Annotated in this window: 10 protein-coding genes; 7 read left to right on the forward strand and 3 right to left on the reverse strand. The window is 75.1% G+C overall.

Going from position 1 to position 13,681, the window contains the following annotated elements:
- The first annotated feature begins 150 nt into the window (after positions 1-150).
- Positions 151-3,030 carry an NAD-glutamate dehydrogenase domain-containing protein gene (locus tag ACI79G_RS24485; protein WP_456883646.1) on the forward strand — a complete coding sequence of 960 codons (2,880 nt, stop codon included), beginning with the start codon at positions 151-153 and terminating at the stop codon, positions 3,028-3,030.
- A gap of 46 nt (positions 3,031-3,076) precedes the next feature.
- Here the strand turns inward: ACI79G_RS24485 and ACI79G_RS24490 are convergent, their stop codons facing one another.
- Both ACI79G_RS24490 and ACI79G_RS24495 read right to left on the reverse strand, forming a co-directional pair.
- The gene (locus ACI79G_RS24490; protein WP_456883637.1) at positions 3,077-4,081 is read right to left on the reverse strand and encodes a carbon-nitrogen hydrolase family protein; all 1,005 of its coding nucleotides are present in this window, start codon (positions 4,079-4,081) and stop codon (positions 3,077-3,079) included.
- A complete protein-coding gene (locus tag ACI79G_RS24495; RefSeq protein WP_456883638.1) occupies positions 4,078-5,550 on the reverse strand; it encodes a purine-cytosine permease family protein in 1,473 nt (490 codons plus the stop codon). Before ACI79G_RS24495 ends, ACI79G_RS24490 begins: the two co-directional genes overlap by 4 nt.
- A 123-nt stretch (positions 5,551-5,673) precedes the next feature.
- Here ACI79G_RS24495 and ACI79G_RS24500 point away from each other — a divergent pair, with 123 nt between their 5' ends.
- Positions 5,674-7,209 (forward strand): PucR family transcriptional regulator ligand-binding domain-containing protein, encoded by a 1,536-nt coding sequence (locus ACI79G_RS24500; protein ID WP_456883639.1) that lies wholly within the window; start codon positions 5,674-5,676, stop codon positions 7,207-7,209.
- Positions 7,210-7,294: 85 nt separating this feature from the next.
- Positions 7,295-7,792, forward strand: coding sequence for an Lrp/AsnC family transcriptional regulator (locus tag ACI79G_RS24505; protein WP_456883640.1), 498 nt, complete (start codon positions 7,295-7,297; stop codon positions 7,790-7,792).
- Between the two features lie 9 nt (positions 7,793-7,801).
- Here the strand turns inward: ACI79G_RS24505 and speB are convergent, their stop codons facing one another.
- Entirely contained in the window at positions 7,802-8,758 is a 957-nt protein-coding gene (gene speB / locus ACI79G_RS24510; RefSeq protein ID WP_456883641.1) for an agmatinase, read from the reverse strand.
- 131 nt (positions 8,759-8,889) lie between these two features.
- Here speB and ACI79G_RS24515 point away from each other — a divergent pair, with 131 nt between their 5' ends.
- The 4 genes from ACI79G_RS24515 (at position 8,890) to ACI79G_RS24530 (ending at position 13,523) form a co-directional block, all read left to right on the forward strand.
- Positions 8,890-9,480 (forward strand): helix-turn-helix domain-containing protein, encoded by a 591-nt coding sequence (locus tag ACI79G_RS24515; protein ID WP_456883642.1) that lies wholly within the window; start codon positions 8,890-8,892, stop codon positions 9,478-9,480.
- Between the two features lie 81 nt (positions 9,481-9,561).
- The gene (locus tag ACI79G_RS24520; RefSeq protein WP_456883643.1) at positions 9,562-11,013 is read left to right on the forward strand and encodes an amino acid permease; all 1,452 of its coding nucleotides are present in this window, start codon (positions 9,562-9,564) and stop codon (positions 11,011-11,013) included.
- Positions 11,014-11,028: 15 nt separating this feature from the next.
- Positions 11,029-11,826, forward strand: coding sequence for a carbon-nitrogen hydrolase family protein (locus ACI79G_RS24525; RefSeq protein WP_456883644.1), 798 nt, complete (start codon positions 11,029-11,031; stop codon positions 11,824-11,826).
- Positions 11,823-13,523: a flavin monoamine oxidase family protein gene (locus ACI79G_RS24530; RefSeq protein ID WP_456883645.1), complete on the forward strand. Its 1,701-nt coding sequence runs from the start codon at positions 11,823-11,825 to the stop codon at positions 13,521-13,523. Before ACI79G_RS24525 ends, ACI79G_RS24530 begins: the two co-directional genes overlap by 4 nt.
- The last annotated feature ends 158 nt before the right edge of the window (positions 13,524-13,681 follow it).

A 13,681-nucleotide genomic window follows, 5' to 3' on the forward strand; every position in this document is an offset into this window, starting at 1 on the left:
CGGCGCCGGGCGGGGGGCCCGGGCGGGGGGGCGGCGCGCCCCCCCCCCCCCCCCCGCCCCCCCCCCCCCCCCCCCCCCCCCCCCCGGCTGGAGCTCCTGCTGCCGCCCGGCACGGCGGCGGCCACGGCACTGCCCCGCCTGGAGCAGGCCCTGGCCGCGGCCTGGGCGGGGGAGACCGAGCTCGACGGCCTCTCCCGGCTGACCGTCGGCGCCGGCCTGCCGGTCCCGGACGTCGCCGTCCTCCGCGCCGCCTGCCGCTACCTCGCCCAGGTCGGGCTGGGTCTGTCCCGCGGCTACGTCGAGGAGACGGTGCTCGCCGCGCCGGAGTTCGCCCGCGCGCTGCTGGCGCACTTCGCCGCCCGGCACGACCCCGACGCGGCCGACCCCGCGGCCGCGGCGTCGGCCGCCGACCACCTCGCCGAGCTGCTCACCCGCACGACGAGCCTGGACCAGGACCGCATCCTGCGCGGCCTGCGCGACGTGCTGGCCGCCGTGGTGCGCACCAACCGCTACCAGGTCGACGCCACGGGGGCGCCCCGCCCGGCGCTGGCGCTGAAGATCGCCTCCGCGGAGCTGGACCTGCTGCCCCGGCCGCGGCCGGAGGTCGAGACCTTCGTGTGCTCGCCGTCGATGGAGGGGCTGCACCTGCGCGGCGCCCGCGTCGCCCGCGGCGGGCTGCGCTGGTCGGAGCGGCCGGAGGACTTCCGCACCGAGGTGCTCGGCCTGGTCAAGGCGCAGATGGTCAAGAACGCGGTGATCGTGCCGGCCGGCGCCAAGGGCGCGTTCGTCGTCCGGGAGGGCCTGCGCGGCCTGGACCGCGCGGCCGTGCAGCAGCGCGTGGCCGCGGCCTACCGCACCTTCGTCGGCGCGCTGCTCGACGTCACCGACGACCGGGACGGCGACCGGGTCGTGCACCCGCCGCGCACCGTCGTCCACGACGGCGACGACCCCTACCTGGTGGTCGCCGCCGACAAGGGGACGGCGACCTTCTCCGACCTGGCCAACCAGGTGTCCGAGCGCCGCGGCTTCTGGCTGGGTGACGCGTTCGCCTCCGGCGGCTCGAGCGGCTACGACCACAAGGCCATGGGCATCACCGCCCGCGGCGCCTGGGTGTCGGTGCGCCGGCACCTGCGCGAGCTGGGCGTGGACCCCGACGGGCCGCTGACGGCGGTCGGCGTCGGCGACATGTCCGGCGACGTCTTCGGCAACGGGATGCTGCTGTCCGACGAGCTGCGGCTGGTGGCGGCCTTCGACCACCGGCACGTCTTCCTCGACCCGGACCCCGACCCCGTGCGGTCCGCGGCCGAGCGCCGCCGGCTGTTCGCGCTGCCGGGCTCCTCGTGGGACGACTACGACCGCAGCGCCCTGTCCGCGGGCGGCGGGGTGCACCGCCGCGACGCCAAGTCCGTGCCGCTCTCCCCGCAGGTGCGCGCCCGGCTGGGCGTGGACGCCGAGGAGCTCTCGCCGGCCGAGCTGGTGCGGGCGGTGCTGCGCGCGCCGGTCGACCTGCTGTGGAACGGCGGCATCGGCACCTACGTCCGCGCGGCCGACGAGACCGACGCGCAGGTCGGCGACCGCGCCAACGACGCCGTCCGCGTGACCGCCGACGAGCTGCGCTGCCGGGTGGTGGGGGAGGGCGGCAACCTGGGCCTGACCCAGCGCGCCCGCATCGCCGCGGCGCGGGCCGGGGTGGCGCTGAACACCGACTTCATCGACAACTCCGCCGGCGTCGACACCTCCGACCGCGAGGTCAACCTCAAGGTCCTGCTGGCCGGGGTGCCGCGCGCCGAGCGGGACGCGGTGCTGCGCTCGGTCGAGGACGAGGTGGCCGCGGCGGTGCTCGCCGACAACGCGCTGCAGGCCCGGGCGCTGTCGGTGTGCGCGGCCCAGGCGCCGTTCCTGCTCGACCGGCACGCCCAGCTGATCGGGGACCTCGAGCGGCACGGCCTGGACCGCGACCTCGAGGGGCTGCCGTCGGAGGCGGAGGTCGAGCGGCTGCGCCAGGCCGGGGCCGGGCTCACCCGGCCCGAGGCCGCGGTGCTGCTCGCGCACTCCAAGAACCTGGTGCGCGAGGAGCTGCTGGCCAGCGACCTGGCCGACGACCCGTCGGTGGCCGGGGTGCTGGCCGCCTACTTCCCGCGGGCGGTGCGCGAGCGCTGGCCCGACCGGGTGGCCCGCCACCCGCTGGCCCGGGAGATCACCGCCACCCAGCTGGCCAACGACCTGGTCAACCGGGTGGGCCCGGGCTTCCTGCTGCGGCTGGAGGAGCGCCACGGCGTCCCCACCCCGGTGGCGGCCCGCGCCTACACGGTGGCCACCCGGGTGCTCGACCTCGGCCCGGTGTGGGCGCAGGTGGACGGCCTGGTCGGTGAGGGGGTGCCGCTGGCCGTGGAGCGGCTGGCGCTGCCCGAGCTGCAGGCGGCCACCGAGCGCACGGCCGACCGGCTGCTGGCGGCCCACCCCGACCCGGCGGCGCTGACCGCGGCGGCACCGGCGCTGGCCGCGGTCGTCGCCCAGCTCGAGCCGGCCGCCTGGCTGGCCCGGCCGGGTGCCGCGGGCGACCGGGCCCGCACGCTGCAGGCCGAGCTGACCGCAGCGGGCGCGACCCCGGAGCTCGCCGCACGGGTCGCCGTCCTCGGGTGCCAGGCCGACCTCGTCGACCTGGCCGGGGTGGCCCGCACCGCTGGGGTCGGCATCGGCCGGGTGGTCGAGGCCGATGCCGCCGTCGAGCAGCTGCTGGCGCTCCCGCGGGTGCACGCCTGGACCGCGGAGGAGGCCGGCATCTCGCACTGGGCCGTCGCCGCCCGTGCGGCCCTGCGGGAGGAGGTGGACCAGCTGCGGTGGGCCCTCGTGGCGGCGCTGCTGCGGGACGCCGACGGCGACGCGGACGCCTTCGCCGGCCGGCACGCCGCGGCGCTGGCCCGCTTCACCGCCGTCCGCCGGCAGGCCGGGGCCGCCCGCGACGACGTCCTGGGCCGGGCGTGCGTGGTGGTGGCGGAGCTGCGCCGGCTGGTGCGGACGATCGGCTGAGAGCGGCGGCTGACCGGGGGCGGCCGGCCAGGGGCTGGTGTCCCGGTCAGCCGGCCCCGGTCGGTTGCGTGCGGACGTCGGCGTCGCGCCAGGAGACGGCCGCCCGGGGACGCCGGTCGACGGTGAGGGTGAACAGGTCCGCCCGGCTGGAGTGGCCCGCCACGTCCAGGTCGTGCTTGAAGGCCGTCGTCAGCTCCAGGTCGAGTTCGGCGTGCACGGTTCCGGGCTCGTGCAGTGGCTCGGCGACCCACGAGCCGTCCGGGCCGGCCACGGCGCTGCCGCCGGGGAACCAGGTGCCGGTGGCGGGGGTGTCCGGGCCGACGCCCAGCCGGTAGGCATCCCGGAGGTCGTCGGGCACGTCGTCGGCCCGCAGGTACTGCGCGGCGGAGACGACGAAGCAGCGGCCCTCGAAGGCGTACGTCCGTGCCGCCAGGGCGTGCATCTCGGTCATGTCGGGCCACAGCGCCAGGTGGACCTGTTCGTGCTGCGCGTGCAGCGCTTGGCGGATGACCGGTTGCCAGTGCTCCCAGCAGACCAGACCGCCGACGCGGCCGACCTCGGTGTCGTGGACCTGCAGGCCGGACGCGTCCGGGGCCGGTGACCACACGATCCGCTCGGTGTGGGTCGGGACCAGCTTGCGGTGGACGCCCAGGGTGGCACCGTCGCGGCCGATGTAGAGCAGCGTGTTGAACAGCGACCCGCCGGCCGCGCCGGTCCGCTCGTCCAGGCCCATGGCCACCAGCACGCCGTGCCGACGGGCCGCCTCGCGCAGCGGGTCCAGCTCCGGCCCGTCGACGGCGGGGCACTGGGCGAGCAGCCGCCCGTACCACTGTCGCGCCTCCGCGTCGTCCCAGCCGGCCAGGCCGAAGACCCACGCCGGGTAGCCGGTCAGCCAGGTCTCGGGGAAGACCACCAGCTGCGCGTCGTCGGCCGCGGCGTCCGCGATGGCGGCGGTCGCCCGGTCGACCCCGGCCGCGAGGTCGAGCACCGCGGGCGGCTGCTGGACGACGGCGACCCGCACGCGGGAGGCCGCCGTCCGTGGAGCGCTCATGCCAGCGCGTCCGTGCCGTCGGAGGGACGCGCCAGGCCCTGCCGTACCAGCGACTCGAGCTCCTCCTCGCTGCGGGCCCGGGCCTGCTCCTCCGCCGCGGTGTCGAGGTCGCGGCTGAGCAGCAGGTACAGGCCGCCGGCCACGACCAGGCCCACGACGAAGGACACGTCGACCCCGCCCAGGGCCTCGGCGGCCGGGCCGGTGTATGCGGTGGTGACGACGAACGGCACCATCGCGAGGACGCCGGCCAGGTAGGAGATGAGCCCCCGGGCGGGCCAGGTCCCGTAGATGCCCCGCGGCTTGAAGATCTCGGTGATCGCATAGTGGCCCCGGCGGACGAAGTAGAAGTCCACGAGGTTGACCGCCGTCCACGGGATCAGGAAGTAGAGCATCAGCAGGACGAAGGTGTTGAAGCTGCCGAGGTAGTCCTCGGGGAGCACCAGGGCGATGACGACGGCCAGGAGCATCACGACGACGATCCCGGTGACGCGGGTCCGCAGCCCGGGGGAGATCCGGCGGAAGCCGTCGACCGCGCTGGCGCTGGTGAGCATGGCGCCGTACGCGTTGACCGACATGATCCCGATCAGCGCCGGGACGGAGACCAGCACCAGCGCCGTCCCGAAGTGGGGGAACAGCTCGTTGCCCACCGCCACCAGGCTGCCGATGGCGTCGGGCGCCTCGAGCCGGTCGGCCAGCAGCGCCCCCAGTCCCATGAGCCAGATCGCCGACCCGGCCGCACCCAGGTAGGTCCAGCCGATCACCTTCCCCGAGGGGGTGTCGGCCGGCAGGTAACGGGAGTAGTCGGAGACGTAGACGGAGTAGCTGATCTGGTAGCCCGCAGCGAGGGAGAACATGGTGAGGAAGCCGGTGAGCGTCCAGCCGGTCTCCACCGGCTGACGAGCGTCGCCGAGGTGGACGACGGCCCAGACGGTGAAGACGCCGAAGGCGACGAGCAGGACGTAGGTCAGCCAGCGCTGCACGAAGTGCAGCAGGTCGTGGCCGACGACGGCGATCGCGATGCTGAGCAGGGCCAGCGCCGGGTACCAGAACCCCGGGCCGCCGGGCAGCACCAGTTGCAGCGCCTGGGTGGCCAGGATCAGGTCGAAGACGATGAAGCCGACGTAGACGAAGACCGTCGCGGCGAAGGGCAGCACCGCGCCACGGGTGCCGAACTGCGCGCGCGACTGGATCATCTGCGGCAGGCCCATCCGGGGGCCCTGGTTGGCGTGGAAGGCCATGAAGAAGGTGCCGAACCCGACGCCGAGCACGATGGCCAGCAGGGTCCAGCCCAGGGACAGCCCCAGGGAGACGCCGATGAAGCCGGTCACCATGGTCACGAGCACGAAGTTGCCGGCGAACCAGAACGGCCCCTGGTGCCACACCTTGCCGTGCCGTTCCGCGCGGGGCACGTAGTCGATCGACCGCACCTCGATCCGGCCGCGCTCCGGGCTTCCTGCTGTCTCGCTCATCGCGTCCTCCACTGCGGGCGCCGGCCGGCGCCGGATGGTCCACGGGAGAGGGTCGCAGGCCACAGGGCCGCAAGCTTCGGACGAACCTCCCAACCTCACCCGAACGCGTTGTAGATTCCGACAATGTCCAGCAGCCTCCGCGACCTCCTCGACGTCCCCGGGTTCAGCGTCGAGATGCTCGTCGACGGGGACCTGGACCGCCCCATCCGCTGGGTGCACGTCACCGAGCTGGCCGACCCCTCGCCCTACCTCGTCGGGGAGGAGCTGCTGCTCACCGCCGGGGTCTGGCGGCGGCGCGGGGCCTCCGCCGGGGACTTCGTCCGCGCTCTCGCCCGCCGCCGCGCGGCGGGGCTCGGTTACGGGCTGCTGGACGCCGACAAACGCGTGCCGCCGGCCCTCGTGCGCGCGTGCCGGGAGCAGGGGGTGCCGCTGTTCGCGGTCGGCGTGCAGACGCCCTTCCTCGCCATCTCCCAGTGGTTCGTCGACCGGCTGACGCGGGAGAGCGAGGCGGTGCTCCGCGGGACGCTGCGGCTCACCACCGACCTGCTGGCGGCTGCGGAGGAGGAGCCGACGCGGGCGGCGCTGGGCGCGGTCGCGCGGGTGCTGGCACGGACGACCGGACGGGAGGTGTGGATCACCGATGGCGACGGCGGCGCCATGGCCTGGGCCCGTACGCCTCCTGACGCGGAGGCGGGCCAGGCCCTCGCCGCGGCGGCCGCCGGGACGGAGGAGCCGCGGGACGTGGACGTGCCGGGTCACGGCACCTGGCGGGTGCGGCCGGTGGTGGCCGGCCGCCGCCGGGCTGCGCTGCTCGCCGTCCCGGTCGACGGCGACGACCTGCTCGTCCGGGCTCGCACCGACGCCGCCGCACCGATCATCGGCCTGGTGCTGACCCGCGAGCGGGCCGTGCGGGAGACCGAGCGCCGCCTCTCCGGCGAGGTGGTGTCGCTGGTGCTCAGCCGGCAGGACGAGCTGGCGGCCGCGCGGCTGGCGACCTACCGGCTGGACCCGGACCGGCCGCTGGTCGTGGTGGTGTGCCGGGTGGCCGACGGCGAGGAGGCGCTGACCCAGGCCGAGAGCTGGCGTGAGGACGCCGGCGCCGACGCGGTCCTCGCCCTGCGGGGGGCCGAGCTGTTCGCCATCCTGCCCGGCGCCGCGGTACCGGAGGCCGACGGACCACTGGCCGTCGCCACGGCGCTGGCCCGGCGGGTGCGCGCCGCCGGAGCCGGCGTGAGCACCTCGCCCGACGGCGTGACGACCCTGCGGCGCGCCGTCGTCCAGGCGCAGCAGTCCGCCGAGCTGGCGCAACGGCGCGGTGGGAGCACGGTGCTGTCCGACGAGCTGCGAGGCCGGGCCGCCCACCTCCTCGCACTGCAGGACAGCAGCGACGTCGAGGACTTCCGGCAGACGCTGCTGGGTCGGCTGGAGGACCACGACCGGCGCCACGAGTCGGGCCTGTGCACCACGCTCCGGGCGTTCCTGGAGACCGGCGGCCGGTGGCAGGAGACCGCCGACCGGTTGCACGTGCACGTGAACACGCTGCGCCACCGTCTGGCCCGGGTCGAGCAGCTGACCGGCCGGAGGCTGGACAGCACCCCGGACCGGGTCGACCTCTGGCTCGCGCTGCAGGTCCCGTCGAGCCGGCCGGCCGCCCGGTGAGGCCCGCACCCGGCTCTGGGGGCGTCGTTACCATCGACGGGCCCGGAGCCGCCGGGTCTGTCGTGACCGAGGCGGGAGGGGACCGGTGACCATCCGACGGCAGTTCGTGCTGGACGACGTCTCGCGGGCGATCATCGAGCAGCTGCAGGAGGACGGCCGCCGTCCCTACGCGCGCATCGCCGCGGCGGTCGGGCTGTCGGAGGCCGCCGTCCGGCAGCGCGTGCAGCGGCTGCTCGACGCCGGCGTCATGCAGATCGTCGGCGTCACCGACCCGCTGCAGGTCGGCTTCTCGCGGCAGGCGATGGTCGGGGTGCGCACCAGCGGCGACGCCCGCACGGCTGCCGAGCGCCTCGCCGCGTTCACCGAGGTCGACTACGTCGTCATCACCGCGGGCACGGTCGACCTGCTGGTGGAGGTCGTCTGCGAGGACGACGACCAGCTGCTCGACGTCGTCGCCCGCATCCGCGCGGTGGAGGGCGTGGAGTCCACCGAGACGCACCTCTACCTGGGCCTGGCCAAGCAGACCTACGCCTGGGGCACCCGCGGACCGCAGGGCCCGACGTCGTCCGACGCCGGGCTCTGAGGCCCCGGCTCAGCTGCCGGCGCGGTTGAGCGCCAGGACCGACAGCAGCTCGTAGCCCACGTGGGCCGCGGCGACGGCGGTGAGCTCGGCGTGGTCGTAGGGCGGGGACACCTCGACGATGTCGGCGCCGACGACGTCGAGCCCGACCAGCCCGCGCAGCGTGTTGAGCAGCTCGCGGCTGGTCAGCCCGCCGGCCTCCGGCGTCCCCGTGCCCGGCGCGTGGGCCGGGTCGAGGACGTCGATGTCGACCGACACGTACACCGGGCCGCCGGTCAGCCGGCTGCGCATCCGCTCCACGATGCTGCGCACGCCGTCGACCTCGTAGTCGTCGGAGCGGATCACCTGGAAGCCGAGCACGGCGTCGTCCTCGAGGTCCTGCTTGCTGTACAGCGGGCCGCGGATGCCCATGTGCAGCGAGCGCTCCAGGTCGATCAGCCCCTCCTCGCTGGCGCGGCGGAACGGCGTGCCGTGCGTGTAGGGGGCGCCGAAGTAGGTGTCCCACGTGTCGAGGTGGGCGTCGAAGTGCAGGACGGCGACCGGCCCGTGGTCACGCGCCAGCGAGCGCAGGATCGGCAGCGCGATGGTGTGGTCGCCGCCGATGGTGAGCAGCTGGGCGCCGTCGGAGCGCAGCGCGGTCACCTCGCGGTCGATGGTCTCGATCGCCTCGCCGAGGTCGAACGGGTTGACGCCGATGTCGCCGGCGTCGGCCACCTGCTGGGTGCCGAACGGGGTGGCGTCGAGCGCCGGGTTGTAGGGCCGCAGCAGCTTGGAGCCCGCCCGCACGTGCCCGGGGCCGAAGCGGGCGCCGGGCCGGTAGCTGACCCCGGAGTCGAACGGCACCCCGAGGACGGCGACGTCGGCGCGGGAGACCTCGTCGGTCCGGGGCAGCCGGGCGAACGTGGCCGGCCCGGCGTAGCGGGGGACCCGCGTGGCGTCGACGGGGCCGATCGGGGTCTGGTCTTCCACGGGGTCTCCTGGGGTGTGCGGGACCGGCGCCGCCGATCCCCCGTCCGGGTCGCCCGTCACTGTCAACTCGTGTTTCCCATTTGTCAACGCCCGCTCGGCAACTAGGGTCCGCGGAGGACCGGGAGGTGGCGATGGAGGCAGCAGTGACCGACGCGGGCCCGCCGCGCATCGGCGGGCGGCTCAAGGCGGCCCGGCAGGCGCGCCGGCTGACGCTCACCGACGTGGCCGAGGCCAGCGGGCTGACCAAGGGGTTCCTCAGCAAGCTGGAGCGCGACCAGGCCAGCGCCTCGGTGGCCGCGCTGGTGCGGGTGTGCGCCGCGCTGGAGATCTCGCCGGGCAGCCTCTTCGAGGCCGCGCCCGGTGGCGAGGCCGTCCGGGCCGGCAGCTACCCGCCCATCGCCTTCGGCGGGCAGGGGCTGACCGAGTTCCTGCTCACGCCCTCGGGGGAGCGGCGGCTGCAGGCCATCCTGTCCGAGATCGCCCCGGGTGGCGGGAGCGGCGAGGAGACCTACGCGCTGCCGGCCGAGGTCGAGTTCGTCTTCGTCCTCGAGGGCGACCTCGAGGTGACCGTCGGCGGCGACGTCACGACGCTGGGCCGCGGCGACGCGTTCACCTTCTCGCCCGGCACCGAGCACGGCTTCCGCTCGCTGCGGAGGGACGGGGCCACCCGGGTGCTGTGGGTCTTCGCTCCCGCCCTGCCGATCGGGCGGGAGCCGATCTAGGAAACGCTGGTTGACAGCAGGTCAACCTGTGGTGATGCTCTCTGCGATCCAGACCACAGCACCAGCCGCAGAGGAGCACCCGTGAGCACAGTCAGCGCCGACCCGGGCCGCGCGGCCCCGGTCCGCAGCCAGCTCTTCCGGCTCAAGCCGGTCGACGCGATCGTCGCCCAGCACCAGGAGACGGGGGGCTCCGGGCTGCGCCGCTCCATGGGTCTGCTCCAGCTCACCGCGCTGAGCATCGGCGCCACCCTCGGCACCGGCATCTTCGTCATCCTCGGCGAGGCGGTGCCGCTGGCCGGCCCGGCCGTCGTGCTCGGCTTCGTGCTCGCCGCGGTGACCGCGCTGTTCAGCGCGCTGTCCTACGCCGAGCTGGCCGGCAGCATCCCGGTCTCGGGGTCGTCGTACTCCTACACCTACGCCACCATGGGCGAGCTCGTCGCCTGGGTCTGCGGCTGGTGCCTGATGCTCGAGTACGGGGTCTCGGTGGCCGCCGTCGCGGTCGGCTGGGGCGCCTACATCGACGACCTCGCCGCCGGGACGGTCGGCGCCGTGCTGCCCGAGGCGCTGTCCGCGCCGCCCGGCGACGGCGGCGTGGTGAACGTCCCCGCCGTGGTCGTCGTCCTGCTCGCGATGGTGTTGCTGCTGCGGGGCACCAGCGAGAGCGCGAAGGTCAACACCGCGATGGTCGTGCTCAAGGTCGGCGTCCTGCTGTTCTTCTGCGCGGTCGCCTTCACCGCCTTCCGCGCCGGCAACCTGGCGCCGTTCGTCCCCATGGGCCTCGCCGGTGTCACCGCCGCGGCCTCGCAGGCCTTCTTCTCCTACATCGGCTTCGACGCCGCCTCGACCGCCGGCGACGAGGCCCGCGACGCCCGCCGCGACCTCCCGCGCGCCATCGTGCTGTCGCTGGCCGTGGTCACCGTCGTCTACGTCCTGGTGGCGCTGGCCGCCGTCGGCGCGGTGCCGTGGCCGCAGATCAGCGGTTCGGAGGCCGCGCTGGCCGACGTCCTCAGCATCGCGACCGGGCAGACCTGGACGGCGGTGCTGCTCTCGATCGGCGCCGTCATCGCGATCGCCAGCGTCGTCCTGACCGTCCTCTACGGGCAGACCCGCATCCTCTACGCGATGTCCCGCGACGGCCTGGTGCCGCCGGTGTTCTCCAGGGTCAGCGCCCGCCGCCGGATCCCGGTGGCCAACACCGTCATCGTCAGCGTCCTCATCGCGCTGCTCGCGGGCCTGGTCCCGCTGGGCGAGCTGGCCAACGCCACGAGCATCGGCACGCTGTTCGCCTTCGCGCTGGTCAACGTCGGCGTCATCCTGCTCCGCCGCACGCGGCCGGACCTGCCGCGCACCTTCCGGACCCCGCTGTACCCGCTGACCCCGGTGCTCGGCGTGCTGTTCTGCGTCCTGCTGGTGGTCGGCCTGGGGACGGCGACCTGGCTGGTGTTCCTCGCGTGGATGCTGGTGGGGCTGGCCGTCTACGTCGGCTACGGGTACCGCCACTCGGCGCTGCGGACCCCGCCGGCCGGCGCCTGACCACGAGGGGGGACCGTGCGCATCGCACTGCTGCAGGGGCCGGCCGAGACGCCGGATCCCGACGCCGGCCTGGCCGCGGTCGCCGACGCCGCCCGCCGGGCGGCCGAGGCCGGGGCCCGGCTGCTGGTGACGCCGGAGATGTCGCTGACCGGTTACGCCATCGGCGCCCAGCGGGTCGCGGAGCTGGCCGAGCCGGTGCCCGGCCCGCTCACCGACCGGGTGGCCGCGATCGCCGCCGAGCACGGCCTGGCGATCGCGGTCGGGCTGCCGGTGCGCACGCCGGCCGGCGTGGCCAACACCGTGGTGGTCGTCGACCGCGACGGCAGCCTGCTGGCCGGCTACGCCAAGGCGCACCTGTACGGCGACGTCGACCGCGACGCCTTCGTGCCCGGGGACGTCGGGGTCGTGCAGTTCCGGCTCGACGACCTCACCGTCGGCATCCTGGTCTGCTACGACGTCGAGTTCCCCGAGGCGGTGCGCGCGCACGCCCTCGCGGGCACCGAGCTGCTCGTCGTCCCCACCGGGTTGATGGACCCCTACGGCCACGTCGGCACGGTGCTCGTGCCGGCCCGCGCCTACGAGAGCCAGCTGTTCGTCGCCTACGCCAACCGCACGGGTGCCGAGGGGGAGTTCGTCTACTGCGGCGCCAGCTGCGTGGTCGCCCCCGACGGCACCGAGCTGGCGCGGGCCGGCCGGGGCGAGGAGCTGCTGCTCGCCGACGTCGACCCCGCCGTCCTCACCGCCTCCCGCCGGGTGAACACCCACCTGGCCGACCGCCGTCCCGAGCTCTACCCCACGGAGACCCCCGCATGACCTCCGCCATCCCCGTCGCCGCCCACGAGCCGGGCGAGGAGCGCCCGGCCCGGCCGCTGACGATGTTCGGCCCGGACTTCCCCTTCGCCTACGACGACTGGCTGGCCCACCCGGCCGGGCTCGGCGAGGTGCCCGGGTCCCAGCACGGCACCGAGGTCGCCGTCATCGGCGGCGGCCTGTCGGGCATCGTCACCGCCTACGAGCTGCTGAGGCTGGGCCTGAAGCCCGTCGTCTACGAGGCCCACGAGATCGGCGGCCGGCTGCGCTCGACGCCGTTCGAGGGCCACCCCGGCGTGGTGGCCGAGATGGGCGCGATGCGGTTCCCGCCGTCGTCGACGGCCCTCTTCTCCTACGTGCGCGACCTCGGCCTGCGGACGACGCGCTTCCCCAACCCGCTCGACGTCGCCACCCCCAGCACCGTGGTCGACCTCAAGGGCGAGACGCACTACGCGCGCACCCTCGACGACCTGCCGCCGCTCTACCGCGAGGTCGCCGACGCCTGGCACGAGACGCTCGTGCAGGGCGCCCGCCTGGAGGAGATGCAGCAGGCGATCCGCGACCGCGACGTCAAGACGATCAAGGCGATCTGGGACGACCTGGTCGAGCAGCTCGACGACACGACCTTCTACGGGTTCCTCGCCGCGTCGCCCGCGTTCCGCTCCTTCCGGCACCGCGAGGTGTTCGGCCAGGTCGGCTTCGGCACCGGCGGCTGGGACACCGACTACCCGAACTCGATGCTCGAGATCCTGCGGGTGGTCTACACCGCCGCCGACGACGACCACCTGTCGATCGTGGGCGGCTCCCAGCAGATCCCGGTCGGGCTGTGGCGCCGGGAGGTCGAGGCGCCGGTGCACTGGCCGGCCGGCACGAGCCTGGCGTCGCTGCACGCGGGCGGGCGGCCGCTGCCCGGGGTGACCCGGCTGCACCGGACCGCCCCCAACTGCCTGACCGTCACCGACGAGGCCGGCGGCATCCGGACCTACAGGGCGGCGGTGTTCACCGCGCAGAGCTGGAACCTGCTCTCCCGCATCGTGTGCGACGAGAGCCTGTTCCCGATCGACCACTGGACGGCGATCGAGCGCACCCACTACATGGGCTCGACCAAGCTGTTCTGCCTGGTCGACCGGCCGTTCTGGAAGGACGTCGACCCGCGGACCGGCCGGCACCGCATGAGCATGACGCTGTCGGACCGGATGACCCGGGGCACGTACCTGCTCGACCAGGGCGAGGGCAGGCCCGGGCTGATCTGCCTGAGCTACACCTGGGCCGACGACTCGCTGAAGTGGCTGCCGCTGTCGGCGACCGAGCGCATGGAGGTCATGCTGGCGTCGCTGCGCGAGATCTACCCCGACGTCGACCTGCGCCGGCACGTCATCGCCTCGCCGGTGACCGTGTCGTGGGAGTCCGAGCGCGACTTCATGGGCGCGTTCAAGGCCAACCTGCCCGGTCACTACCGCTACCAGCGGCGGCTGTTCACCCACTTCAAGCAGGACGAGCTGCCCGAGCAGTACCGCGGCCTGTTCCTCGCCGGCGACGACATCTCCTGGACCGCCGGCTGGGCCGAGGGTGCGGTGCAGACGGCGCTCAACGCGGTGTGGGGCGTCGTCCACCACCTCGGAGGGCGCAGCCACCCGGACAACCCCGGCCCGGGCGACCTGTTCGACGAGCTCGCGCCGGTGCGGCTGCCCGAGGACTGAGCGCGTCGGCGCCCGCAGGGCTGAGCACCTCGGCGCCCGGAGGGGGGGGGGGGGGGGGGGGGGGGGGGGGGGGGGGGGGGGGGGGGGGGGGGGGGGGGGGGGGGGGGGGGGGGCGGGGGGGGGGCTTGGGCGACCCGGCGGTGGGGGGCGGGAGGGCG

The organism is Geodermatophilus sp. SYSU D00779 (assembly GCF_054050595.1).

Bases quoted from the DNA above. Each gene is read 5' to 3' on its own strand.
- ACI79G_RS24490 (WP_456883637.1), bottom strand. From the start codon at position 4,081: ATGAGCGCTCCACGGACGGCGGCCTCCCGCGTGCGGGTCGCCGTCGTC.
- ACI79G_RS24495 (WP_456883638.1), bottom strand. From the start codon at position 5,550: ATGAGCGAGACAGCAGGAAGCCCGGAGCGCGGCCGGATCGAGGTGCGG.
- ACI79G_RS24500 (WP_456883639.1), top strand. From the start codon at position 5,674: ATGTCCAGCAGCCTCCGCGACCTCCTCGACGTCCCCGGGTTCAGCGTC.
- ACI79G_RS24515 (WP_456883642.1), top strand. From the start codon at position 8,890: ATGGAGGCAGCAGTGACCGACGCGGGCCCGCCGCGCATCGGCGGGCGG.
- ACI79G_RS24530 (WP_456883645.1), top strand. From the start codon at position 11,823: ATGACCTCCGCCATCCCCGTCGCCGCCCACGAGCCGGGCGAGGAGCGC.